The 24,118-nt window shown below is 70.3% G+C and carries 19 protein-coding genes; 14 read left to right on the top strand and 5 right to left on the bottom strand.

Annotated features, from left to right (window positions below):
* Positions 1-287: 287 nt before the first annotated feature.
* The 5 genes from ABZ910_RS02655 (at position 288) to ABZ910_RS02635 (ending at position 5,746) form a co-directional block, all read left to right on the top strand.
* Positions 288-1,340, top strand: a complete 1,053-nt coding sequence (locus ABZ910_RS02655) for a carbohydrate kinase family protein (RefSeq protein WP_361357991.1) — start codon at positions 288-290, stop codon at positions 1,338-1,340.
* Positions 1,334-2,743 (top strand): extracellular solute-binding protein, encoded by a 1,410-nt coding sequence (locus ABZ910_RS02650; RefSeq protein ID WP_361357988.1) that lies wholly within the window; start codon positions 1,334-1,336, stop codon positions 2,741-2,743. Before ABZ910_RS02655 ends, ABZ910_RS02650 begins: the two co-directional genes overlap by 7 nt.
* Positions 2,744-2,767: 24 nt before the next feature.
* Positions 2,768-3,748 (top strand): sugar ABC transporter permease, encoded by a 981-nt coding sequence (locus tag ABZ910_RS02645; protein WP_361357985.1) that lies wholly within the window; start codon positions 2,768-2,770, stop codon positions 3,746-3,748.
* Positions 3,745-4,566, top strand: a complete 822-nt coding sequence (locus tag ABZ910_RS02640) for a carbohydrate ABC transporter permease (protein WP_361357982.1) — start codon at positions 3,745-3,747, stop codon at positions 4,564-4,566. Before ABZ910_RS02645 ends, ABZ910_RS02640 begins: the two co-directional genes overlap by 4 nt.
* Before the next feature lie 91 nt (positions 4,567-4,657).
* Positions 4,658-5,746: a winged helix DNA-binding domain-containing protein gene (locus ABZ910_RS02635; RefSeq protein ID WP_361357979.1), complete on the top strand. Its 1,089-nt coding sequence runs from the start codon at positions 4,658-4,660 to the stop codon at positions 5,744-5,746.
* 46 nt (positions 5,747-5,792) lie between these two features.
* Here the strand turns inward: ABZ910_RS02635 and ABZ910_RS02630 are convergent, their stop codons facing one another.
* The 3 genes from ABZ910_RS02630 to ABZ910_RS02620 all read right to left on the bottom strand — a co-directional run bounded on the left by ABZ910_RS02630 (position 5,793) and on the right by ABZ910_RS02620 (position 11,989).
* Positions 5,793-9,584 (bottom strand): ATP-binding protein, encoded by a 3,792-nt coding sequence (locus ABZ910_RS02630; RefSeq protein ID WP_361357976.1) that lies wholly within the window; start codon positions 9,582-9,584, stop codon positions 5,793-5,795.
* Between the two features lie 367 nt (positions 9,585-9,951).
* Positions 9,952-11,076 (bottom strand): DUF2235 domain-containing protein, encoded by a 1,125-nt coding sequence (locus ABZ910_RS02625; protein ID WP_361357973.1) that lies wholly within the window; start codon positions 11,074-11,076, stop codon positions 9,952-9,954.
* A gap of 22 nt (positions 11,077-11,098) precedes the next feature.
* Entirely contained in the window at positions 11,099-11,989 is an 891-nt protein-coding gene (locus ABZ910_RS02620) for a DUF6424 family protein (protein ID WP_361357970.1), read from the bottom strand.
* Positions 11,990-12,423: 434 nt separating this feature from the next.
* On the opposite strand from ABZ910_RS02620, the gene ABZ910_RS02615 reads away from it, so the two are divergent.
* The 9 genes from ABZ910_RS02615 (at position 12,424) to add (ending at position 22,102) form a co-directional block, all read left to right on the top strand.
* Positions 12,424-13,032 carry an XRE family transcriptional regulator gene (locus tag ABZ910_RS02615; RefSeq protein WP_361357967.1) on the top strand — a complete coding sequence of 203 codons (609 nt, stop codon included), beginning with the start codon at positions 12,424-12,426 and terminating at the stop codon, positions 13,030-13,032.
* Between the two features lie 149 nt (positions 13,033-13,181).
* Positions 13,182-14,492, top strand: a complete 1,311-nt coding sequence (locus tag ABZ910_RS02610; RefSeq protein ID WP_361357965.1) for an MFS transporter — start codon at positions 13,182-13,184, stop codon at positions 14,490-14,492.
* Between the two features lie 28 nt (positions 14,493-14,520).
* Positions 14,521-15,897, top strand: a complete 1,377-nt coding sequence (locus tag ABZ910_RS02605) for an FAD-dependent oxidoreductase (protein ID WP_361357963.1) — start codon at positions 14,521-14,523, stop codon at positions 15,895-15,897.
* Positions 15,894-17,096, top strand: coding sequence for a CaiB/BaiF CoA-transferase family protein (locus ABZ910_RS02600; protein ID WP_361357960.1), 1,203 nt, complete (start codon positions 15,894-15,896; stop codon positions 17,094-17,096). Before ABZ910_RS02605 ends, ABZ910_RS02600 begins: the two co-directional genes overlap by 4 nt.
* Complete coding sequence (locus ABZ910_RS02595; protein WP_361357957.1) at positions 17,093-17,893, top strand: enoyl-CoA hydratase-related protein; 801 nt, start codon at positions 17,093-17,095, stop codon at positions 17,891-17,893. Before ABZ910_RS02600 ends, ABZ910_RS02595 begins: the two co-directional genes overlap by 4 nt.
* 44 nt (positions 17,894-17,937) lie before the next feature.
* Positions 17,938-18,828, top strand: coding sequence for a dihydrodipicolinate synthase family protein (locus ABZ910_RS02590; RefSeq protein ID WP_361357954.1), 891 nt, complete (start codon positions 17,938-17,940; stop codon positions 18,826-18,828).
* Between the two features lies 1 nt (position 18,829).
* On the top strand, positions 18,830-19,606 hold the full coding sequence (locus ABZ910_RS02585; protein ID WP_361357950.1) for an SDR family oxidoreductase: 777 nt from the start codon (positions 18,830-18,832) through the stop codon (positions 19,604-19,606).
* Positions 19,607-19,643: 37 nt separating this feature from the next.
* Positions 19,644-21,083 carry an aldehyde dehydrogenase family protein gene (locus ABZ910_RS02580; RefSeq protein WP_361357947.1) on the top strand — a complete coding sequence of 480 codons (1,440 nt, stop codon included), beginning with the start codon at positions 19,644-19,646 and terminating at the stop codon, positions 21,081-21,083.
* Positions 21,080-22,102: an adenosine deaminase gene (gene add, locus ABZ910_RS02575; protein ID WP_361357944.1), complete on the top strand. Its 1,023-nt coding sequence runs from the start codon at positions 21,080-21,082 to the stop codon at positions 22,100-22,102. The genes ABZ910_RS02580 and add overlap by 4 nt, the downstream gene beginning before the upstream one ends.
* Before the next feature lie 37 nt (positions 22,103-22,139).
* Here add and ABZ910_RS02570 read toward each other — a convergent pair whose 3' ends face one another.
* Both ABZ910_RS02570 and ABZ910_RS02565 read right to left on the bottom strand, forming a co-directional pair.
* On the bottom strand, positions 22,140-22,964 hold the full coding sequence (locus tag ABZ910_RS02570; protein WP_361357942.1) for an SDR family oxidoreductase: 825 nt from the start codon (positions 22,962-22,964) through the stop codon (positions 22,140-22,142).
* Positions 22,961-24,088, bottom strand: coding sequence for a hypothetical protein (locus ABZ910_RS02565; protein ID WP_361357940.1), 1,128 nt, complete (start codon positions 24,086-24,088; stop codon positions 22,961-22,963). Before ABZ910_RS02565 ends, ABZ910_RS02570 begins: the two co-directional genes overlap by 4 nt.
* Between the last annotated feature and the right edge of the window lie 30 nt (positions 24,089-24,118).

Genomic DNA, 24,118 nt, shown 5'->3' with positions numbered 1-24,118 from the left:
TTCGGCCGGTCCGTACGCGGAGTTGGATTTCTCTTCGGGGGCCGTGGACCTCTTGATCACGATGTCCAGGTACGCACGCCGGGGCCGCGCAGCACCTCGGGGATTTGATCACGGCGTACGGCGGAGGTCACGAGGCGGACCGTAGCACGCAGTTGAGCGGATCTGAACGAAGTCGCTCACCGCACCGATGCTCAACGAGCTTTTCCGGACAGGCTATTGCCACAGGTGGCCGAGTTTGCCGACACTGATGCAACTTCCTGAACTTCTCCGAGCAGGAGCCGCACACCGTGCCCGATCCTGGCGAAAATTCGTCCGAGGCCGTCGCATCGGCGACGCGCCGCGCAGCGGGGTCCGAGGTGGACCTGCTCTTCGCCGGAGAGTTCTACTACGACCTGGTCTTCGCCGGTCTGCCCGGAATGCCCTCACCCGGCAGTGAGGTCTTCGCGCAGAGCTTCGCCGCCGTCCCCGGCGGCACGGCCACCCGCTGTGTCGCCGCCGCCCGGCTGGGCGCCCGGACCGCGGCGTACGGCAGCGTGGGCGCCGACATGTTCGGCGAGCGGCTGCTGCGCGACCTGAGCGGCGAACAGCACCTCGACCTGCGGTGGTTGAGCCGTGACGCGCGCCGGCACACCCCGATCACCGTCGCCGTGACCGGCGAGAGGGACCGGGCCTTCATCAGCTACCACGACGGCTCCGCCTGCGGCAGTACCGAGGCCCGCTCCGCCGGTCACCCGCCGCCCGACGCCCGGCTGTGCCACCTCAGTGTCGCCACGCCGATGCCCGACTGGGCCGCGCCCCTGCGCGCCCGCGGCACCCGACTGGTCGGCGGGGTCGGCTGGGACGCCACCGGCCGGTGGTCGTCCGAGGTCCTCGACCGGCTGGCCGAGATCGACGTCTTCTGCCCCAACGACATCGAGGCGATGCGCTACACGCGCTCCGACAGCGCCGAGGAAGCCGCCCGCGCGCTCGCCGAGCGCGTACCGCTCGTTCTGGTGACCTGTGGCGCGCGCGGAGTGATCGCGATCGACTCCGGGAGCGGCGAACGGATCGAGGTGCCCGCCCTGGCACTGCCGGCCGTGGACCCCACCGGGGCCGGGGACGTCCTCATCGCCGCCTTCCTCTACGCCGAGCTGCAGAAGGACTGGGCGCTGACGGAACGACTGCGTTTCGCGGTGCTCTGCGCCGGCCTGTCCGTGTGCCGCCTGGGCGGCAGCTCCTCCGCACCGGACTGGCAGACGATCCGCGCCCACCTGGAGTCCTCCCGCCCGGACGGCTACGGCTTCCTGACCGCCGCCGGGCCGGACCACATCACCTTCGCCGGAAAGGACCATCTGTGCTGAGCCGCAGACCCAGCGATCCTCGCCGTACCTCCCTGTCCCGCGTGCCGCGGCTCGCCGCCGGGCTCGCGGTCGCGCTCGCCGTCCTGCCCGGACTCGCCGCCTGCAGCGCGCCCGGCGGCAGCGGCCCCGCCGCCGGAGCGTCGAAGACCGGCGGTTCCGTCGCGACCAACCCCGCGACCGCAGGCAAGGTCACACTCACCGAGTGGGACCAGAACACCGACCCGGCGACCGATTCCGCGACCCGCGCACTCAATGCGGCCTTCGAGCACAAGTACCCCAACGTCCACATCGTCCGCGTCTCGCGGTCCTTCGGCGATCTCAAGACCACGCTCAAACTGGGTCTCTCCTCCGCCAACCCGCCCGACGTCGTCCAGGTCAACCAGGGGTACCCCGATATGGGCGCCTTCGTGAAGGCCGGGCTGATCCAGCCCCTGGACCGCTACGCCGACGTCTACGGCTGGAAGACCGCCTATCCGCAGCAGTTGCTGGACCTCAACCGCTTCAGCGGCAACGGCCGCACCTGGAAGACCGGCAACCTCTACGGCATATCGCAGACCGGCGAGATCGTCGGCATCTACTACAACAAAGCCCAGCTGAAAGCTCTCGGTCTCAAGCCGCCGGCCACCCTCGACGACCTCACCACCGGCCTGGCCAAGGCCAAGGCGGCCGGGAAGCTGCCCCTGGCCTTCGGCGACTCCGACAAGATCGGCGCCATCCATCTCTTCGGCGTGGTGCAGGCGTTGACCGCCGGCAAGTCCGCCGTCCGCGACCTGGTCTTCGGCGCCAAGGGCGCCTCCTGGACCGACGCCGGGACCGTGCGTGCCGCCCGGATCATCAGCGACTGGCGCAAGCACGGCTACCTCTCCCCCGGGTGGGCAGGCCAGACCAGCGACCAGGCCGCCACGCAGTTCGGCGCCGGAAAATCGGTGTTCTACCTGGAGGGAACCTGGGAGGCCGAGCGCGTGGCCAAGGCGATGGGCGCCGGCAACGTCGGCTTCACCGCGCTCTCCCCGACGGCGGGCGGCGCGCCCGTCACCGAGGGCGGCGAGGGTCTGGCCTGGGCGATCACCGGCAAGTCCAAGCACGCGGACGTGGCCGCCGCGTACCTGAACTTCCTCAACGGCCAGAAGGGGATGGCCCAGGTGGCCTCCGCCGGCGGGCTGCCGGCGCTGCCCCCGGCCTCGTACCGCCCGGCCCCGGGAACCGTCAACGCCGACGTACTGAACACCTGGCACACCGTCAGTACCCAGGACGGGCTGCTGCCCTACCTCGACTACACCACGCCGACGTTCTTCGACACCCTCACGTCCGGGTTGCAGGAGCTGCTCGGCGGACGGCAGACGCCGCAGCAGTTCACCAAGGCCCTTCAGGGTGACGACGCCGCCTTCCAGAAGAGCCGGTAGCGTCAGGGGAACGGGAGCACCGCGATGACCCTCGCCACACCAGGCACACCGAGCACACCCGGCGGCGGATCCGCCGCTGCCGGCAAGGACGTCCGGTCCGGCACGACTGCCACGAGAAGCCTGCGCTCGCGGCGCGCCGTCCAGTGGAAGGCGTACCTCTATCTGCTGGCCCCGCTCGCCGTGGTCACGGCGCTGCTGGTGGTACCGCTGGGCCAGGCCGTGCAGATCTCGCTCTACCGGTGGGACGGCCTCTCACCGTCGACCTGGGCCGGAGTGTCCAACTACGCCGACCTGGGGCGGGATCCGGTACTGCGCTCGGGATTCCTGCACGCACTGGTGCTGATCGGGTTCTACGCGGTGCTCCCCGTGTGCGTCGCCCTGTTCCTGGCCGGAGCGATGACCCGGGCCACCCGACTGCGCGGGGCCTCGGTCTTCCGGGTGCTGCTCTTCCTGCCACAGGTGCTGGCCACCGTCGTGGTGGCCACCGCCTGGACCGCCATCTACGCCCCCGACGGCGTGCTCAACTCCCTGCTGGAGGCCATAGGACTGCACACGCTGACACGCCCCTGGCTGGGAGACTTCTCGACCGCGCTGCCCGCCGTCGGGCTCATCGGCACATGGCTGGAGCTGGGGCTGTGCCTGGTGCTCTTCCTCTCCGGCATCGGCAGCATTCCTCGTGAGCTCTACGAGGCGGCCAAGGTCGACGGAGCGGGCGCGGTACGGGAGTTCGTCACCGTCACGCTCCCGGGGCTGCGTGGCCAGATCACGGTGGCGCTGACCCTCACGGTGATCGCCGCCCTCAGGACCTTCGACCTCGTCTACGTCACCACCCGTGGGGGACCCGGCAACGCCACCGCGGTCCCGTCGTTCGAGATCTACGACCGGGCGTTCAACACCGGGCAGGTCGGCGAGGCCTGCGCGCTGGGCGTCGTGATGACGCTGCTCATCCTCGCGATCACGGTGCTGATCGACCGACTCCAGCCCAGAGAGGACGACCACGCGTGATCACACGACGCGAGAAGGCCGTCAACTACGCCGTCCTCTGCCTCTTCGCCGCCCTGTCGGTGTTCCCGCTGCTGGGCGTCGCGGTCTCGTCCCTGTCGAACGACACCAGCGGCTCGGCCTCCTTCGCCTGGCCGCGCCATCTCAACTGGGCCAATTTCACCGAGGCCTGGAGCCGCGGGCACTTCTCCCACTACCTCCTGACGTCCGCCGTCGTCGCCGTGAGCACGGTGGCGATCAGCGGGGTGCTCGGCATCCTCGCGGGATACGCCTTCGCCGCCTTCGACTTCCCCGGCCGGTCGGTGCTCTTCTACGTGATGCTCATCGGGCTGATGGTGCCCGAGGAGGCCTTCGTCATCCCGCTCTACTTCGACCTCCGCGACTACGGGCTCACCGACACCTACGCCGCCCTGATCCTGCCCCAGGTCGCCCAGTCGCTCGGCTTCGCGGTGTTCTGGCTGCGCAACGCCTTCCGCACGATCCCGCGCAGCGTGGTCGAGGCCGCACGGATCGACGGCGCTTCGGACTGGCGAGTGCTGTGGCGGATCATCGTCCCGACGAGCCGACCGGCGCTGGTCACGCTGGCGATGCTGGTCTTCATGTGGACCTGGAACGCATTTCTGCTGCCCCTGGTGATGGTGCAGTCGGAGAGTCTGCGCACCGCGCCCCTGGGTCTGGCCTTCTTCCAGGGGGCGCACACCACCCAGTTCTCGCTGCTGGCCGCCGCCGCGATCATCGTGGCGCTGCCGGTGGTGGTGCTCTATCTGTTCATGCAGCGCCACTTCATCGCCGGAATGCTCACGGGGGCCGTGAAGGAGTAGGCGCGGTAGCGACTCGGTGCCCGTGGAACTGCTCACCCCCTGACCGCAGGAACGCCGCACGCCCCGGACACGGCCCGGGTAGCTTCGGGCCATGCGATCTCTGGAGCCAGGCGCGGCACGGGCGTTACGCAGTCGGAGGCAGGGCCTGGGCGGGGGCGTCCGGTACGGCTCGGTGGTCGAGGTCGTCGAGCACGTGGTCGCGGTGCAGGCGCAGGACGCGTCGGCTGCCGCGCTGGGGATTCGGGTGCGGGGCAACGGCGTGACGGCCACCGACGTGCGGCAGGCCGCCGAGTCGGACCGCAGCATCGTGCGGGGCTGGTTCATGCGCGGGACGCTGCACATCGTCACCGCGTCGGACGTCCACTGGCTTCTGAACCTTCTGGGCCCGCACTTCCTGCGTCTGAGCGAGCGCCGCTACCGTGAGTTGGGGCTCGGCGAAGACGTCTGCGCGCGTGCGGAGGCCGAGTTCACCAAGACCCTCGGCGACGGCCCGGCGACCCGGGCGGAGTTGACCGAACGCCTCACCCTGAGCGGCCTGCCGTCGCGCGGGCAGGCTCCCTTCCACCTCATCCGGCGCGCCGCACTGCGCGGCGTCCTGTGCCACGGCCCCGACCGCGCGGGCGAGGCCGCTTTCGTCCTGTCGGCCGACTGGCTGCCGGCCGGCCAGGACGGCCCCAGGGGCGAGGACGCCGAGGTGGAACTCGCGCACCGCTATCTGCGGGCCTACGCACCCGCCGCACCGGAGGACTTCGCCTCCTGGTCAGGTCTGCCGCTGTCCGCGGCTCGGCGCGCATGGCGGGCACTGGGCGCGGCCGGACGGCTTACCGAGTGCGAGGTGCTGGGCCAGAGGTGTGCACTGCCCGCGGCCACCACCGGGGAAGACACCGCCGTAGCAGGGCCGGATGTGCGGCTGCTGCCCGCCTACGACAACTACCTTGTCGGCTACCGATCGCGCGCCCTGTCCGTACCACCCGAGCACGAGCGGCAGGTATGGCCGGGCGGCGGCCAGATCCGCCCCACCGTGACCATGGACGGGCTGGCGTACGGCACCTGGGCCTGGAGCAAGGCGAAACGCACTGCCGCGGTCTCCCTCTTCGCCGACGACCGGAGCTCCGCGCTGGCGGACGGAATCGCATCCGAGACGGTGGGCGTCAAGCGCTTCCTCGGGACCGTGCGATGACGGGCGAAGAGGTGAGCCGCTAGGAACAGCCGGGCCGGGACTCACGTCACAGTTCGTGGTGGTCGTCACCGGTGTTCTTGCGGTTACGGTTGGCCATCTCCTCCCAGAAGGCGTGCAGGTCCCTGATCGGGATGCTGACCCAAGGAGCGGTGTGCCGGACGAGGACGGGGCGGCGTAGGCGGAAGCCGCTGCGAAGGAGTTGCTGCTGCTGTCGGCAGAACAGCTCTTCCATCTCCGTCTGCGCCATGCCCGCCTTGGGAGGATAGGGGCACAGGCGGAACTGGCAGGTCGGCAGACAGGTGGAGCCGATTTCGTCCACGTCGGCCCGGCCGACGCTACGTTCCGGATGCAGCGGGCTGCGGTCGTGAGTGAGACAGGGCGGGAGAGTGGTCTTGTTGGCCCGGTTCAGGCGCTCCTCGATGTCGTCCGGGCTTCCGTTGTGTTCGGTGAGATTGACCATGACCAGCACGTCGGCGAGCAGCCGTTGTGCTCGAGGGTGCAGGACGCTCCAGCCGACTGACGGGGCGATCCACAGGTTGTGCTTGCGGTAGCGTTCCGGGTCGGCCGGCGTGGAGCCGACGTTGTCGATGGCGCCGTGCTCGTCGATCCATATGAACCGCTCCGGGTGCCCTGTCTCCAGAGCGAGGGTCACCAGATCGCCCGCTTCCGCAACGAACGGGTGGAGGAGTCTGACGGTGTGATCGATGCTCCCGTCTGTCGGCGGCCTCTGGTGTGCGGTGCCCGCCATCGTCAGCCAACGCGCCACCGCCTCGACGGGTTCGGTCGCACGGGACGACTCCGCCGTGTCCCCGTTTCCGTCGGGGCCGGCGTGCGAGTGCGTACGGCGCCGACGTTGACCGTCCGCTTCCGTCACCTGTGGGACGCGCCCGACGCAGTCGGGGAGTTCCCACAGGCACAGCGCGTGCAGCAGGGTGAGCTGTGCGTACCAGTGGCGGCTGCGCGTGAGCATCTTCTCAGCCTGTTTCATCAGAAGAGGCCGGACCTCGTCGCACGTGTCCGGGTGCCGCTTCCTGCGGTTGGCTGCGTTCTTGAAGCCCTGGGCCAGGGCGTTCTCAAGGGAGAGCGGCAGGTCGGGCCCGGCCCCTGTGGCGCGGGGCATGAGGGGGTTGGGCCCGCGCGCGGCCGGGGCGATGTGCTGCAGCCAGATGTCCAGTCTTTCCTTCGTCTCTTCGCGGTACTTGCCGGAGACCGAGCCGACGAACATGGGCAACAACCAGGCCCGCATGGCGAAGTACCGCCACGACATGGTGCGTTTCCTCTCGAAATCCTCCACGAGCTCCTGGTGTTTCCGCCGTCTGTCCTCTTCCTGTTGCGGACCGGCAGGGGGATCGGAGTCCTGTGCCGCCAACCACTCGGTGTATTGGGCGTCCAGTTTCATCTTGGCCCTGCGCGTCCGCCGCAAGTACTGGAGCACCGGGTCGCTTCCCAGCCGAAACGCCCTGCGCATAGACCGGAAGGCTTCATCGCCACCGGCGGCTATCTGGTGCGTGATCGAGATGCGGACCGGATGGGACGGCTCGTATGTGCCTATCTCAAAAAGCTGCCAATAGGCGAGGACAGGCTGGTGGTTCGTCTCTGTCGGGCTGAACCGCGCTCTCTCCTTGCGGCACCGTTCCCTTTGGCGCAACGCCGCTCCGAAGCGGCGCACCAGCCCAAGCTTGGCGTCCTCGATGGTCCGCCGATCACCCCTGATCTCCTTCTCCTTCTCCGGCCACCGCCGGGCGAGCTCCGCAGCGATCTCTTCCTGGTCCCCGACCGGGTTGATGGAGTCGATTTCCAGGGCGGCAGCATAAAGGTCGTAGAACTTGGGGTCCTGGCGGCCATCCGCCTGTATGCGGAGAAGTTCGGAGATTCTCGAGGACCGTGCTTCAACGGGGCCCTTGGGTGCTTCCTGCGGTGAACCCTCCGATTCCACACCCTGGGCCGCTTCCCTCTGACGAGAGAGCAGCACCAGCGCGATGAGCAGTTCACGAGACGGACCGGGACTGCGGAGCGCCGGTGCGACCACGTCACTGATCCGCTCACTGTCCAGTTTACTGAGCAGGCAGTTGCCCAGGTACGCCTGGATGATGCTGTGCGGGAACCGGACCTTCTTCTCGTAGCCCTTCACCAGTCCGAGCAGCTGTCCGTTGGCGGCAAAGCGCGCGAATTCGGTCTGGAACTCGTTCGGATATTTCATGGGGTCCAGCCACTTCGGCTCGCCGAACAGCCGCCGCAAAACCTGCCAGACGGCGATGTACTGCGCCCTGGAAAGGGCCAGCCCGGTCCCTCTGTCCCGGCGATTCGTGATCCTGTGTTCAGACGCGGAGGTAGCCTGCAGATCCTGCTCGGCTGCCGCGCCTGCCCCCATGCGGACCTGCTCCGTAACCCGCTCCCCCACGCTCGCGGGACCCGCGGATTCCTGCCCGCCGGCACGGTATTCCTCGCCCTCGGACTGCTCGTCGACGTACGCCTGGGAGAATTCGATGAAATCATCGAGCGTAACCTCCAGACTGTCCTTCAGCAGCCCCAGGCAGGCCAGGGCCGAAACCACCCAGATGGTTTGGCGGCGCTCCTCACGATCCATCACCACTTTGTCGAATATGCGACCGTCTTCCAGAGCCTTGCGATAGGTGTCCAGGAGCCACAGCCTGAGCGTGGAGCAGTCGTGGCTGCGTGTCTCCAGGCGTTCGGGTTCCTCGCGCAGCGTCACGTGCTCCAGCAGCCCGCGCTGCTGCAGGAGCCGAGCGATCTGGAGATAGATCGGCGACTCGCATACTTCGGCCGTTTCCACGATCCAGTCGACACGGCGCTCATCCACGTCGCCGGAGGATCTCACCAGATACTCCAGCGCCGCTTCCTCGCTCAGTGGCTCCAGGTCCGCGATCACCGCACGTGTGCCGTCCAGAGGAGCATGCGGGCGCGAGGCGATGACCAAGGGCAACTGCTGACGGTCCGCACGGTCTATCGCGCGGCGGATCATGTTGTCGCGGTCGTCCCGGTGCTGGTCGTCGAGGAGAGCCTCCTCCAGTCCGTCGGCAAGGACGACAGCTTTGTCGTCCAGACGCAGCTGCCGCCACGTCTTGTCGATGTGACCGCCGGCGAGCACCCCTTGGTCCGCCTCCTCCTCGAAGCGTCGCCGCGCCATCTTCTCGAAGTCCAGTTCGCCATCGGCCCTCATGTCACGCAGGCGGATCGGGATGGGAACCGCGGCCTGCTGTGCCAGCAGCCGCGTGAGTTCCACCAGGACGGCGGTCTTGCCGACCCCGACGCCGCCGACCAGCAGATAGGGCCTGCGAGTCCTCCTGTCACGGAGCGTCTGAGCGATGACCCGGGAGAGTTCCCGACGACCGACGATCCGGTCGACGAGCGTTCCCACGGTGGGCACCAGCTCGTGGGGGCGCGTTCTCGCCTTGTCGACGATCGGCTTCTTGGTCCTGCGGTACCAGTAGATCAGGAAGAGTGTCGTGACGAAGGCGGCCACCAGGACCGGCCCCAGAAAACGGCTGACAAGGGTGAACCAACCGGTCTTCTGCATTTGCTGGAACCAGCCATGCGGGTCCCCGGAGTAGTAGATTCCCAGTGCCAGCCAGGCAAGGAGACACAAGGCCCCGAGGTAGGCGTACACCCGAATCACCCGGGAGAAGTTGAGCCGGCAACTCCGCCAACTCAGGCTGGGAACGAGGCTTCTTCGTGCCTCGCGGCCGGTCCGAAACGAACGCCACCGCCGACGCAGAGCCCCGGCACCCGAAGACGTCCACCGTCTGAGATAAAGCGTGTACCAAGGGGCATCTGGTGGACGCCGCTTTCCTTCTGGGTGACGGACGACCTTCGTCATGGGATTCCCTCCGCGCTCACACCTGCTACTGACGCTGCGGGTGAATGCCGCGCAAGCGCGTGAAGGGGACTTGGTCGATCAGGCGCTCGTGTGCACGCCCACCACGGGGGTATTCGAAGTGCAAGCCCACAGCGCCATACTCGACACCCCCGTGCCGGCGTGTGCATGTGTCACGCTGCCTACGCATATGCCCTCAATTCCATGAAAGCACTCTCGGGGAGGACCACAACACGTGGCGGTGCCCGATGCCCCATCCATGGTCGGGAACGGCCGTCCGCCGGCTCGCGGCAGATCCAGGCTCTCGTCCCACGACTGGCCCGCGGGAACAGTGGGGGCTGCACGCTGCTCATCGCTCACCCGTCAGTCGTCAACTGTCATGTGTCTGCCCTGACTTGGTCCAGTCCGGGTCGGCCCATCGGCCCGGCTCCGTCGGATCTGGTAGATCGGGACGGTACTTGGGGTCCCGCTCCCGGCGGAGTCGGACACTCGTGTGCACTACGGCGTTCCGGGGTACGCGGCGCGAGCGTCGTCCGGCGAGGATCCAGAACGGGCCGTTCGGGTGGACGGCCGCGTCGGCGAACTCCTCGGTCACCGCGCAGGCCTCGGCGTACGCGCCGGGGCGGAAGACCAGGTCCTGGCAGACGCCGTCGGTGATCCACTTGAGGGTGATCGTCGAGAGCAGGGGCTCGCCCTCCTCATGGGCGAAGGTGCCGCCGACGTCGCAATGGACACCGGCGAACCACACCTCCTGCGCCGTGTCGCGCAGCGGCTCCGGCCGACGCGTCACCAGGAACTCCCGGAAGGGACGCCGCTTCTCGTCGAGGGAAACGGCGTGGCGGATGCGGGCGGCGTTGGGGAGCTGATGGGTGTAGGGCCACTGCAGATTGCCCAGGCGGAGGATGCCCGCCGCCTTCACGGTGTCCCAGACGCCGAGGTAGGCGACCGGCAGCGCGTGGTGGGAGACCTGCCGCGGATCGTTGCGCTTGACCGCCTCCCACAGCGGCTCGTCCTCGGTACGCCGGCAAAAAGCGTGCGAGAACCGGGCCACCTCCCGCTCGCTCCTGTCGATGTCCTGGTTGAAGGCGTACTTGGCCACCGCGTAGGGGACGAGATTCTCCGCGCCCGGCCGCATGAGTCCGGGCTTGTTGAGCATCCCTACCAGCGCGCGGGCGGTGTAGGCGCCGCGGCTGAAACCGAAGACGTACACGAGATCACCGGGCTCCCAGCACCGCATCAAGTACGTATACGCCTCCGCGAGGTTGGTCCTCAGCCCGGTACCGAAGGCGAGACCGCACACACGGGACAGCCAGCGATCGACCGGACCGCGGGCGACCGCCGACGACATGGTGCCGACGCCGGGGTCGTAGTACAGGAGCTGGCGTGTCGGGTCGTCCGCCTCCAGCATCTCGAACAGCCGGACCACGTTGGTCGGGTGACGGGCACCCACCTGATTGCTCGTCCCGTCAAGGCAGATGACGATCCTGCGGGGCATGGTCGCTCCTCGTCCGGCGGGCCTAGCGGGAGCCCCTGCCTTCACGGCGCGCCCGGCCCGTGTCCAGGGGACCGGCGGCGGTGCGTCGTCCCGGGGCGATCTGCTCGGCGAAGGCCTGGAGTGCGACGGGGCTGTTCGGCGGCAGGACCGCCATCAACCCCTGCTCCTGCGCCTCGGCCAGCGTGTCCGCCGCCCTGCTGCCCTCGGGAACGTGCAGCAGGCGGACGTGGCCGTCTCCGGATCCCCGCCGGTCCACCGGGGCGACGGCGGCATGGGTGCCGTCGGGCAAGGTAACCCACAACTGGAAGTCGTCGTACCGGACGAAGTCGGCGCCCTTGACGGGCCAGGGGTAGTGATGCTCACCGGGCACCTTGGGCAGGACTCCCTGGTGGTGGCCGTGGCTCATCGGCACGCATGCGTTGAACAGCGAGTCGGTCCATGCCTCCACGCCGTCCGCGTCCTTGATCGGGGTACGCAGCAGCTCCTCGGCCTCCTCGTACCCCAGCTCGGCGAGGGCGGGCAGCGTCTGCGGGAAGGCACCGACGAGTTCGGCGGCCTCCTGCCTGAGCCGGTCGACCTTCACCGGCTCCGCGCAGAACTGCATGCTCCACTCGATGCCCACCCGGGCGCGGTACATCCGCCAGCCGCCCTCCCCCTTGACCCAGAGACTGCCTCCGTGGTGCATCTCCCAGTGCTCGGAGCCGTCGGGCCGGGCCCCGTACGGCAGCTCCGCGTCGCTCATCTCGTCGAGAATCTTCCGCGCCGTCTTCTTCGCGGCGCGGAAGAACGACGACTCGAAACGCTTGGGGTGCTCGACCAGCTGTATCTGCCAGGGATGGCTCTCCGCCTCGATCCCACCGGGCTTCAACGTGTCGGGAATCGGGGACGATGCTCTGGAACCTGTGCGGGCCATGACCAATCTCCCTCCACCGACCGCGGTCCGTGTCCGGCCCGCGGTGCCGGGTGCCCCTGTCTTCATCGTCAGCCCGGAGGCGGAGGTTTGCTAACCCGAGCCGCCGATCGCTCCGTTGGACAGGGCTGATCGGCAGGGTGACGATGGAAGGGGCGCGGGGGCGGGGATGTGTGCGGTCCAGCAGCTCTTGCCGCCGCCACCTCGCCGACCCATCCGGCCAGTGCCCATGGATGCCCAACACCGGTGCAGGGTCTCCCAGGGCGCTTGAACCGGCGGTGCCGTGTGCAGGATCGTCCTCCCTCATTTCGACCCCCGGCTCAACTCACGCCCGACGCGGAGGGTGAGCCGGGCTGGAACGGAGCCCTGCGCACACCCTTGACGGAGTGAAGAACTTCAATATGCTGAAGCTCACTTCGAGTCGAACGGAGGCCAGGGTGAGCGCAAGCATGCCGGAGCCGGCGGAGAATCTCGCCGCCTCCACGGCCATCCGCGAGGTCGGAGAGATCGTCCGCACCCTGCGCAAGGAAAAGGGCTACACGCTCGGTCAGCTGAGTGCGCTGTCCGGACTCAGCACCGGGATCGTCAGCCAGATCGAACGCGGCACCGCCAACCCCTCGTTCAGCACGCTCGTCCAACTGGCGCACGCACTGGGGATTCCGGTGGGCCGGCTGTTCAACGTGCCGGACCAGTTCCGCTCCCCGGTGGTCCGCCGGAACGAGCGACGCAGGCTCGACAACCACGGACTCCGCCCCGACGACGGGTCCACGTTCGAGCTACTGACCCCCGACCTCAACGGTTCGCTGGAGGCGACCTGGGTGGTGACTCCACCCGGCTACGACACCAGTGCCACCCCGTTCCAGCACAGCGGAGAGGAATTCGGGCTCGTCCTCTCCGGACGCAAGGACGTCTACCTCGACGGCGTCAAACACGAACTGGGTCCAGGCGACTCGATCCGCTACCCGTCCACCATTCCCCACTGGTACGCCAACAGCGGCGACGAGATCTGCACGGCCGTGTGGGTCATCACGCCACCCACCTGGTAGCCGCTGCCTCTTCACGGCTGATCTTGTGCACCCTCCGTCCGTTGTGCACCCGTTCTTCGGCACACCTGTGTCCCGGTGACGCCGAATCGTTTCTTCGCACCAGCCCTCGGTCACGCCTGCCCTAACCGGCCCTCCGAAAGGCGGTCACCATGGCATGGGCAATCAGTCCCGCCATCGACGATTCCACCGATCCCGCCAGACGTCGTACCAGCTCACAGCGCAGGGCCATGCTCGGCCTCGGCCTGGGCAACCTGCTCGAGTGGTACGACTGGATGCTCTTCGGCCTGCTCTCCTCCTACATCGGGCCGCTGTTCTTCCCCTCCGGCAGCTCCGTCGCCTCGACCATGAGCGCACTGGCGGTCTTCGGCGTCGGATTCGCCGTCCGACCGCTCGGCGGCGTCCTGCTCGGCACGGTCGCCGACCGCTTCGGCCGACGCCGCGTGATGCTGCTCTCCGTCGCCATCATGTCGTTGACCACGCTGGTCATGGCGGTGGCCCCCTCACATGCGGTCATCGGTACGACGGCGGGGCTGATCCTGCTGGTGTGCCGACTGCTCCAGGGCGTCTCCACCGGCATCGAGGCACCGCTCTCCACCGCGTACGCCGTCGAGCTCGTCCCGCCCGGCCGCGAGGCCAGGGCCGCCGGGTTCATGTCCCTCTACGTCAACCTCGGCATCGGCCTGGCCTCGGTGTTCGCCTTCGTCACCAGCCTGAGCCTGGGCGACCAGGCCATGCACGCCTGGGGCTGGCGACTGCCCTTCGCCGTCGGTGCCGTACTGGGCCTCGTCGTCCTGCACCTGCGGCGTTCGCTGCCCGAGGTGCTGCCGGCGGCCGTCACGGACGGCCCCGCGCCTTCAACCGGCGCGGTGTGGCGGGACATTGGCCGTCACTGGCCCGGTCTGCTCGCCATGCTCTTCGTGGTCGGTGCCGCTCAGGCGTACAACTACGCCTGGACCGTCGGCCTGCCCACCGCCGCCGCCACGCACGGCGAATCGTCCACCGAGGTCTTCGCGGCCACCTCCGCACTCAGCGCGATCCTCATCGTCGGCTCCCCCCTCACCGGCCGCCTCGCCGACCGGGTCGGCCTCGGCCGCACCTTCGTCGTCACCCGGCTGCTCGCCATCCCCGCAGTCTTCGTCATGCTGCTCTACCAAACGCGCGGCATCGGCGGGTTCGTGGCGGTGCTGCTGGGCGGCTCCGTGGTGCTCGTGCTCAACATGACGCTCTACAACCTCGTCGCCACCTCCCTCATGCCACAGCACTGCCGGGCCACCGGTGTCGCCCTCGGCTACGGCGTGGGGGTCGCGCTCTTCGGCGGTACCGCCCCCTACCTCATGCTCTGGCTCCAGGAGCACGGCGTCCGCTGGCTGTTCCCGGTCTTCACGGCCGTCCTGTCCCTGCTCAGTGTCGTGCTCTACCTGGCCGCCCGCCGCACCAGCGGAACCCACGCCGGCGAGTAGCTCTCCGCACCACTACGAAAGGACCGCGATGCAGCACCCCGCTCAAGCCTCCGACCTCCGGATATCCGTGGACGACCTGGACGTCCCGGTCGTACGCCGCAGCGGCGTCGTCGTGGTCGGCGGCGGGCCGGCCGGCGTCAGCGCCGCCGTGGCCGCGGCCCGCACCGGCGCCGACGTGACCCTCGTCGAGCGCTACTCCGCGCTCGGCGGCCTCGCCTCCGGGGGCATGGTCCTCGTCCTGGACGACATGTGCAACGGCAGCGAGATCAGTGTCTCCGGCATCGTCTCCGAGTACGTCGACCGGCTGGAGTCGATGGGGCTCGCCGTCTATCCGCCCGAGGAGGACCGCGTCTCCTCGCCCGAGATGTGGAACCGCTGGAGCCGCTGGGGCACCTTCGACTTCCACTCCCACGCCGACCCCAAGCCCGTCTGCTACTCGGTCTCCTTCGACCCCGACGGCTGGAAGCGGGTCTCCAACGACCTGATCCGCGAGGCCGGCGTGCACCTGCGCCTGCACTCCTGGTTCTCCCGCCCTGTGATGGACGGCAACCGGCTGTGCGGCGTGGTCTGCGAGACCAAGGTCGGCCCCCAGGCGATCCTCGGCGACGTCGTCATCGACACCACCGGGGACATCGACGTCGCCTCCCGGGCCGGAGCCGGCTACGCCCACGACAGCTATCTGACCACCCTGGTGTTCCGGCTCGGCGGCGTCGACACCGCCGCCGCCGAGCGGTTCGAGCAGGAGAACCCCCGCGAGGCCCGCGCCATCAACCGCAAGATCAAGCGCCTGCTCGGCGGCGCGTGGGGGCTGTGGTGGCTCAAGACGCCCATCCCCGGCGTCGTGTGGTGCAACACCCCCCACATGACCGGGTACGACGGTGCCGACCCCGAGTCCCTCACGCAGGCGGAGTTCGAGGCCCGCCGCCGCATCGCCGACGCGCTTCCCGAGATCCAGCGGCAACTGCCCGGCTTCGAGAACAGCTATCTGCTCGACGTCGCGGAGCAGATGGGGGTGCGTCAGACCCGGCTGCTGGCCGGGGAGTACGTGGTGACCAAGGACGACATCTCCAGCCGGCGCCACTTCCCCGACTCCGTCGCCCGCGGCCGCGACTACTACACCCCTTACCGTGCCCTGCTGCCCCGCGAGGTCGACCAACTCCTGGTGGCCGGCCGGCACTACTCCGCGACGCCCGACGCGCAGCGCGTCTCCCGGGAGATCCCGCCCTGCATGGCGATGGGCCAGGCCGCGGGCGTCGCCGCCGCACTCGCCGTCGACAGCGGTCAGACCGCGCGCAAGGTGGACCCGGTCGCCGTACAACGCCTGCTGCGCGAACAGGGCGCCGACCCCGGTGACATCCCGTCCGCCAACGCCACCCTCGACGAGCCCTCGGAGGCCCTCGCATGACCGGCCCCACCACCGCCCAGCCGCTGCCGCTGGACGGCCTCACCGTCCTCGACTTCACGCAGGTCTTCATGGGCCCGAGCTGCACCCAACTGCTCGGCGACTACGGGGCGGACGTCATCAAGGTCGAGCGCCCCGGCCTCGGCGACATCTCCCGCAACTCCTTCCCCGACCGCGACGGGCAGGACAACCCGATCTTCCTCTCCATCAACCGGAACAAGCGGAGCGTCTCCCTGGACACCCGCCGCCCCGAGGGCAAGGAGGTCATCTACCGGCTGGTGCGGGACGCGGACATCGTGGTCAGCAACTTCCGCGCCGGCGTCATGGAGCGCCTGGGCTTCGGCTACGAGCAGCTCAAGGAGCTCAACCCGCGCCTCATCTGGGCCTCCGGCACCGGCTTCGGCACCGAGGGCCCCTACCGCGCCAAGGGCGGACAGGATGTCATCAACCAGGCGTACTCCGGCGTGATGTGGCGCCGCGAATCCCCCGACATCCCGCTGTCGGTGTATCCCACCACGCTGTGCGACTACACCACCGGCATGCATCTGCTCCAGGGCATCCTGCTGGCCCTGCTCACCCGCGACCGCACGGGCGAGGGGCAGAAGGTGGAGGTCGCCATGTACAACTCGATGCTCCACATGCAGATGCAGGAAGCGTGCATGCAGCTCAACCGCGGATACGAGGTCAACTGGGCGGAGATGCCGACCAGCGGCGTCTTCCCCACCACCGACGGCGCGGTCTGCATGGTGGGCGGCTTCACCGAGAAGCCGCTGTCGGCCGTCAGCGCCGCACTGGAACTCGGCGAGGACCTCTCCGAGCGCGAGGAATTCGCCACCACCGAGGCCCAGTTCGCCCAGCGTCCCGCGCTGCAGCGGATCTTCCGGGAACGGTTCGCCACCCGGGACACCGCGTACTGGCTGGAGCGTCTCGAGGCGCACGATGTGCTCTGCGCCCCCGTCCGCACCCTGGAGGAGGCGCTGGCCGACGAACAGACCCTGGTCAACCAGATGATCGTCGAGATGGAGCACGCCGGCGTCGGCACGGTGAAGGCCCTCGCCCCGCCCATCCGGATCTCCGGGGCCGGCAGCTCGGTGCGCCATGCCCCGCCCCGGCTCGGCGAGCACAACGCCGAGGTCCTCGCCGAGCACGGCTACGACGAGGCGGCCATCACGGCCCTCACTGAGGCGGGGGTGCTGCGATGAACGACCGGATGCCCGTGGACGAGGTCCGCTTCGAAGTCGCCGACCACGTCGCCCGCGTCACCATCGACCGGCCCAAGGTGCTCAACGCGGTCGATCCCAAGACCCATCAGCGGCTGGGCGAGATATGGGAGTCGATCGAGCGCGACCCCGGTATCCGCGCGGTCGTCCTCACCGGCGGCGGCAGCCGCGCCTTCTGCACCGGCGCCGACATGTCCGCCGCGGCGGTCGACAAGACCGGCCTGGAGTACTGGGCCGGCCTCGATCCAGCCGGCTTCGGCGGGCTCTCCCTGCGCACCACCCTCGACGTCCCGGTCATCGCCCGGGTGAACGGCTTCGCCCTCGGCGGCGGCATGGAGATGGTGCTGGGCTGCGACATCGTCATCGCCGCCGAATCCGCGCAGTTCGGGCTCACCGAACCCCGAGTGGGACGCATCCCGCTCGACGGTGGCGTCACCCAGCTCGTCCGCCGCCTGCCGCACACGCAGGCCATGGGCCTGCTGCTGACCGGGCGCCGCGCCCGCGCCGCGGAACTGGCCGGAATGGGACTGGTCAACGAGGTCGTACCGGACGGGGAGTTGGACGCCGCCGTCGACCGCTGGGTCGCCGACATCCTCGCCTGCGCTCCCACCTCGCTGCGGGCCATCAAGCAGATGGTGCAGCGCACCGGCCACCTCACCAGCCAGGAGGCCCGCGCCACCCGGCTGCCCGCCCTGATGGCGGCGCTGGACAGCGAGGACAGCCGCGAGGGCGTACGCGCCTTCCAGGAGAAGCGCCCGCCGAACTGGCCCGGACGCTGACCGCCCCGCGACGACCCGAGCACGATCACCACTCAGGAGCCCCCATGTCCCCTTCCTCCGCACACCTCGCGCCCGGCGTCTGGGGGGTGGTCGCCACCCCTTTCAGCGGGTCCACGCTGGACGTCGACGAGGCCTCGCTCGCCCGGCTCGTCGAGCATTTCGAAGGCGCCGGCGTCACGGGGCTGACCGTGCTCGGTGTCTTCGGGGAGGCCGCGCAGCTGTCCGGCGCCGAGCGGCGCACCGTACTGGAGACCGTCGCCGACAGCGTCTCCCTGCCCCTGGTGACCGGCGCGACCGCGCTCGGCACCGCGCCGGTCGTCGAGGAGGCGCTGCTGGCCAAGGAGGCCGCGGGCGACCGGCTCGCCGCCGTCATGGTGCAGGTCAACTCGCCCCGGCCCGAGGTGCTCGCACGGCACCTGCGAGCCGTCCACGAGGCCACCGGTCTCCCCCTCGTCGTACAGGACTACCCGCTCGTGAGCGGCGTGCGCATCACCCCCGAGGCGCTCGTCGCCGCCCTGCGCGATCTGCCGTTCGTGGCCGCCGTCAAGGCCGAGGCGCCACCGACCCCGGTGGCCGTGGCCGCCCTCGCTGACGCCCTCGACGCGCCGGTCTTCGGCGGCCTCGGCGGAGTCGGACTGCTGGACGAGCTGGCCTGCGGCGCCTCCGGCGCGATGACCGGCTTCTCCTTCCCCGAGGGACTCGTGGCCTGCGTGGACGCCTGGCGGGAGGGCGGCCATGCCGCCGCCCGCGCCGCCTGGTCGCCCTACCTTCCGCTCGTCACGTTCGAGCAGCAGGCCGGCATCGCGCTCGCCATCCGCAAGGAGTGCCTGCGACAGCGCGGCCTGCTGGCGGAGTCGGAGGTACGGCCCCCAGCGACGCCTCTGCCCCCGGCCCTGCACGAGCAACTCCGCCGCCACGTCCAGGAGGTGAAGTGACATGGACCTGGGACTGACCGGCCGCCGGGCCCTGGTCTGCGCCTCCACCGGCGGCCTGGGCGAGGCCACCGCACGGGCGCTCGCGGCGGAGGGGGCGCGGGTGGCTGTCACCGGGCGCCGCGGCGACCGGGCCCGCGCGCTCGCCGCCGAACTGCCGGGCGCCGTGGCCGTCGAGGGCGACCTGCTGGCGCCCGGCGGTCCGGATCCGTTGTACGCCGGTGCCGTCGAGGCCCTGGGCAAGGAGCCGGACATCCTGGTCCTCAACGGCCCCGGCCCGCGGCCCGGTTCGGCCTCGGACGTCACGTCCGAGGACCTCACCACGGCCGTCGACCTGCTGCTCCGCCCCCAGCTGAGGCTGATCGGACTCGCCCTGCCCGGCATGCGCGCCCGCGGCTTCGGCCGGCTGCTCGCCATCGGATCGAGCGGCGTCGCCGCCCCGCTGCCCGGCCTCGCCCTGTCGAACCTCGGCCGCGCCGCGCTCGCGGGCCATCTCAAGACCCTGGCCGCCGAGGTCGCGCCGGACGGGGTGACCGTCAACCTGCTGCTGCCGGGCCGCATCGCCACCGACCGGGTCGCCGCGCTGGACGCCGCCGCAGCGGAGCGTAGCGGCCGCAGCGTCGAGCAGGTCGCGGCCGATTCCCGGGCGGCCATCCCGGCCGGACGCTACGGCCGCCCCGAGGAGTTCGGCGCCGCGGCGGCGTTCCTCTGTGGCGCGCCTGCCTCCTACATCACCGGCACCGCGCTGCGCTGCGACGGCGGCCTCGTCCGCGCACTCTGAAGCCCGGGCTCCCCAGCCCCGAACGGAGAACCCTCACATGCCCACCACCCCGGCAACCGTCCGGAACCTCATCGGCGGCGAATGGACCGGCGATCCGGCCGTCGAGCGCCGCAACCCGGCCCGCCCCGAGGAGGTCGTCGCCGTCGCCCCCTCGTCGGCCGCCGCCGACGCCCGAGCCGCCGTGACGGCCGCTCGGCAGGCCCAGCCCGCCTGGGCCGCCACTCCCCCGCCCGCGCGCGGCGCGATCCTCCTCGACGCCGCCGAGCTGCTGCGCGCCCGCCACGAGGACGTCGCCCGCGACCTGGTGCGCGAGGAGGGCAAGACGCTGCCCGAGGCCAGGGGCGAGGTACGGCGCGCGATCGACGTGCTGCGCTTCTTCGGCGCCCTCGGCTGGCACGCCACCGGTGAGGTACTGCCCAGCGGCCTGCCCGACACCCAGGTCCTCACCCGCAGCGAGCCGGTCGGCACCGCAGCGCTCATCACCCCCTGGAACTTCCCCATCGCCATCCCGACCTGGAAGGCCGCACCGGCGCTGGTCACCGGCAACACCGTCGTGCTCAAGCCGGCCGAGCTGACCCCGCTCTGCGCCCACCACCTCGCCTCCGTCCTGGTCGAGGCGGGTCTGCCCGCGGGCGTGCTCAACGTCGTGCACGGCCGCGGCTCCGTGGTCGGCGACGCCCTGGCGCGGGACGAGCGGGTCGCCGCGCTGTCCTTCACCGGTTCCACGGCGGTCGGGCAGGGCCTGCACCGCGTCCTGAGCGAGCGTCGCGCCCGCGTCCAGCTGGAGATGGGCGGCAAGAACGCCTACCTCGTGCTCGACGACGCCGACCCGGCCGCCGCGGCCAGGGTGGTCGCGGCCGGCGCGTTCGGAGCGACCGGGCAGGTGTGCACGGCCACGTCGCGGGTGTACGTCACCCCGGGCATCCGCGAGGAGTTCACCGCCGCGCTGGTGAAGGAGGCCGACGCCCACGTGCCGGGCGACGGCCTGCTGCCGGACACGACCATGGGCCCGGTGGTCAGCAAGGACCAGCTCGCCGTGGACACCGCCGCGATCGCACGGGCCCGCGAGCAGGGTGCGCGCGTGGCCGCGGGCGGCTTCGCCCCGCGGGGCCTGCTGCTGCGCCCGACCGTCCTCGCCGACGTCGACCACTCCTCGGACGCGGCGCGTGAGGAGATCTTCGGCCCGGTCGTCGCGGTCCTCGCCGTGGACGACTACGAGCACGGCCTCGCCCGGGTCAACGACTCCGCGTACGGTCTCGCGGCCGGCATCTGCACCACCTCGCTCTCCCGCGCGCACGACTTCGCCGCCCGCGTCCAGGCCGGCGTCGTCAAGGTCAACCGGCCCACGGCGGGCCTGGACCTGAACGTGCCCTTCGGCGGCGTCAAGGACTCCTCCACCAACACCTTCCGTGAACAGGGCACCGCAGCCGCCGACTTCTACACCTGGACCAAGACCGTCTACCTGGGGCATCAGTGACCCGCCACGACCTCGCCACGCTTCCCAAGGCCGAGCTGCACCTCCACCTCGAGGCGTCCATGCGCCCCGGCACCGCCGCCGAACTGGCGGACCGGCACGGCAGACCCATGCCCCCGACCGGCCCCTTCACCGGGCTCGGCGAATTCGTCCACGCCTACGAACGCGCCCGCGACCTCGTCGGCACCCTCGACGACCTGCACCGCATCGCCCGTGAACTCGTCGAGGAGGCGGCCGCGCAGGGGGTGGTGTGGACCGAGGTGCATGTCTTCCCGCCGACCTACGCGGGCCGCCTCGGCCCGGACGAGGCCGTCCTGGAAGCGGTGCTGGAGGGCCTGCGCGCCGGTTCGGCCGCGGTCGGGGGCGCCTCCGCCGCCGGTGTCGTGCTGGGCGTGAACCGGGGCCTGCCCATGGCGGCGGCCGAGCGGTCCCTTGCCCTCGCAATCCGCTACCGCGACGCGGGCGTGGTCGCCCTCGGCCTCGCCGGGGACGAGGCGAACCACCCCGCCGAACGCTTCACGGACGTCTTCGCGCGGGCACGCTACGCGGGCCTGGCCGCCGTACCGCACGGCGGGGAGGGCGCGGGCGCGCCCAGCGTACGCGCGTGTGTCGAGGCCCTCGGTGCCCACCGCATCAGCCATGGCGTCCGCGCGGTGGAGGACCCCCACCTCCTCACCGAACTGGCGGAGCGTCAGATATGCCTGGACGTCTGCCCCACCTCCAACGTCCAACTGTCCGTAGTCCCCTCGCCGGCCCGCCACCCGCTACCGCAGCTGCTCGCCGCGGGCATCCCGGTCAGCATCAACAGCGACGGCCCGCTCTTCACCGGGAGCTCGTTGCTCCAGGAGTACGACCTGGTCCGCACCCACTTCACCCTGGACGCCCCGTCCGTCGCCACCCTCGCCGAAACCTCCCTCCGCTTCAGCCGCTGCCCGGCCGACCGGCGAAGCCGGGCCCTGTCCGCGCTGCATGCCTGGCTGACCGAGGATGGCGGATCCTGTCCGAAGTCAGCGCATATATAGCCGAGTTGGACGATCAGCGCGCCGAGTACGGCGTCCTCTACGCCGGCGGGCTCTTCGCCAGCATCTTCCGCTGCACCCGCCTGCCCTGCGCGACCGCCACGCGCACGGCACGCAGCCCGAACGAGGGAAGGGCGTCCGCCAGGCGCACCTGCAGCCCCCGCCAGCCCGGTATCGCGGTGACCGGGCGTGGGCGGTCCAGCACCTTGCGCACCGCGTCGACGACCTCTTCGGGCATGAGCAGTCTGCCGGAGAAGGACAACGCCGCGGCGGGGTCGTCGAGTTTGTCGTGGAGCATCGGGGTCCAGATGCCGTCGGGGCAGACACAGGAGATGTCGATCTCCTTGATCCCGGCCAGACGCAGGTCGGCGAGCGTACTCAGGCTGAAGCCGATCGCGGCGTGCTTGGACGCGGCGTACACCGCCTCGCCCGGGACCGCGGTCAGTCCCGCCAGCGACACGACGTTGACGATGTGTCCGCCGGTGCCCCGCATGGCCTCGATCGCGGCGACGGTGCCGTTGACGGTGCCGAGTGCGTTGACCTCCAGCATCAGGCGGCGCAGGTCGGGCGACTGCTCCCAGGCCGGCCCGGTCACGAGCACGCCGGCGTTGTTGACCCACACGTCGAGGCGGCCGGCCTCTGTCACGATGCGGTCCCGCGCCGCGGCGACCTGGACCTCGTCGCGCACGTCGACGGCGGCCCACAACACGTCGGGCCCGAGCTCGGCCGCGGCGGCCCGCGCCGCATCCTCGTCGACGTCGGTGACCAGCACCCGGTGGCCGCGCTCGACCAGAGCCGCAGCGATCAGCCTGCCGAGGCCGCGGCCCGCCCCGGTGACCACCGCGCCGGCGGACGGGCGGTTCATCGCCGACCACCCTTGATCTCGCCGTAGGCGATGCCGCCATGGACATAGGTGGGCACCACCGGCCAGAACCGCTTCCACGGGACCAGCTCGGACGAGGGCAGAATCTGCAGCCAGCGCGGGTCCGCCTTGCACCGGTCGGCGAGGGTCTTCTCCTTGACCATCGAGTCGTACTGGTCCAGCGAGTCCTCCAGCGTGTTGGCGTTGGGACAGATCTCGCGGCCGAAGACCTCGTGGTAGCGCCGTACGCCCGGGATCCTGGACAGCTCCGGCTGCCAGTTGTCCAGCGCGATGCCGTTCTCCGAGGACACCCACACCCCGTCGGGGGTGTTGAGCACCAGTGAGTGGTTGCCGTCGGTGTGCCCGGGGGTCCACAGCAACGCGACGCCGGGACCGAGCTCGATGTCCCCGTCGAAGGTGACGAACTTCTCCGGGTCGACGCCGTCCAGCCCGCCGTCGACGTACCACGCCCACTGCATCGGGTGCAGGCACTGCAGAGTTGCCAGCTCGCGGCTGTGCACGAGCATCCTTGCCCCGCCGAACAGCGGCTTCCGTGGAGCCGACTCGCCCTCGACGACCTCGGTGGAGCCCAGGATCATCCGCGGGTCCTGCACGTGCAGGTGGTCGAAGGTGCAGAAGTCGATGTCGTCCGGGGTCAGCCCCAGCCGACGCAGGACGTCGCCCGGCTCTGCGTAGTACCTCAATATCGTCCGCTCGAGCAGCTTGCCGCCGGGGACCTTGTCCGTCAGCTTCTGCAGGTTGCGGTAGAACGGTGCCTGCGCGGAACCGTCCGGCACCGTCGGCTCGAAGACCAGCGTGCGTGCCCGGCCGTCGAAGTCGTCGTACTGCACGACGAGCATGCGGTTGATCATGGAGATCAGCGGGAGCGTGGGCACCGAAACGGCGTTGTGAAAGGCGTACTTCACCGGGTACGGCGCCGCGGCGATGTCGACCGACTTCACCGCGCACACCTCGCCCTGGGCCTTGAAGCGCTCCTTGTACGTCGCGGCGGCCTCGCGGACCGCCCGCAGCCGCTCGCCGCGCGGCCACACGTCGTGGACACCGTCGAACTCGGGGATCGGTCGCGCACCGATCCCGGTCAGGTGGCCCGTTCCGGCTGTCGCCATGGGCAACTCCCCACTCTCGTCGTCGGGCCA

The organism is Streptomyces sp. NPDC046805 (assembly GCF_040645355.1).
In the GTDB taxonomy this organism is placed as follows: Bacteria; Actinomycetota; Actinomycetes; order Streptomycetales; family Streptomycetaceae; genus Streptomyces.
The sequence above is the reverse complement of the archived record's forward strand: the minus strand, read 5'-3'. Positions and strand labels throughout refer to the sequence as shown.

Excerpts from the sequence above, each read along its gene's own strand:
- ABZ910_RS02595 (WP_361357957.1), top strand. The coding sequence starts at position 17,093 with ATGAACGACCGGATGCCCGTGGACGAGGTCCGCTTCGAAGTCGCCGAC.
- ABZ910_RS02605 (WP_361357963.1), top strand. The coding sequence starts at position 14,521 with ATGCAGCACCCCGCTCAAGCCTCCGACCTCCGGATATCCGTGGACGAC.
- ABZ910_RS02565 (WP_361357940.1), bottom strand. The coding sequence starts at position 24,088 with ATGGCGACAGCCGGAACGGGCCACCTGACCGGGATCGGTGCGCGACCG.
- ABZ910_RS02620 (WP_361357970.1), bottom strand. The coding sequence starts at position 11,989 with ATGGCCCGCACAGGTTCCAGAGCATCGTCCCCGATTCCCGACACGTTG.
- ABZ910_RS02600 (WP_361357960.1), top strand. The coding sequence starts at position 15,894 with ATGACCGGCCCCACCACCGCCCAGCCGCTGCCGCTGGACGGCCTCACC.
- ABZ910_RS02570 (WP_361357942.1), bottom strand. The coding sequence starts at position 22,964 with ATGAACCGCCCGTCCGCCGGCGCGGTGGTCACCGGGGCGGGCCGCGGC.
- ABZ910_RS02645 (WP_361357985.1), top strand. The coding sequence starts at position 2,768 with ATGACCCTCGCCACACCAGGCACACCGAGCACACCCGGCGGCGGATCC.
- ABZ910_RS02630 (WP_361357976.1), bottom strand. The coding sequence starts at position 9,584 with ATGACGAAGGTCGTCCGTCACCCAGAAGGAAAGCGGCGTCCACCAGAT.
- ABZ910_RS02580 (WP_361357947.1), top strand. The coding sequence starts at position 19,644 with ATGCCCACCACCCCGGCAACCGTCCGGAACCTCATCGGCGGCGAATGG.
- ABZ910_RS02635 (WP_361357979.1), top strand. The coding sequence starts at position 4,658 with ATGCGATCTCTGGAGCCAGGCGCGGCACGGGCGTTACGCAGTCGGAGG.
- ABZ910_RS02590 (WP_361357954.1), top strand. The coding sequence starts at position 17,938 with ATGTCCCCTTCCTCCGCACACCTCGCGCCCGGCGTCTGGGGGGTGGTC.
- ABZ910_RS02625 (WP_361357973.1), bottom strand. The coding sequence starts at position 11,076 with ATGCCCCGCAGGATCGTCATCTGCCTTGACGGGACGAGCAATCAGGTG.
- ABZ910_RS02610 (WP_361357965.1), top strand. The coding sequence starts at position 13,182 with ATGGCATGGGCAATCAGTCCCGCCATCGACGATTCCACCGATCCCGCC.
- ABZ910_RS02585 (WP_361357950.1), top strand. The coding sequence starts at position 18,830 with ATGGACCTGGGACTGACCGGCCGCCGGGCCCTGGTCTGCGCCTCCACC.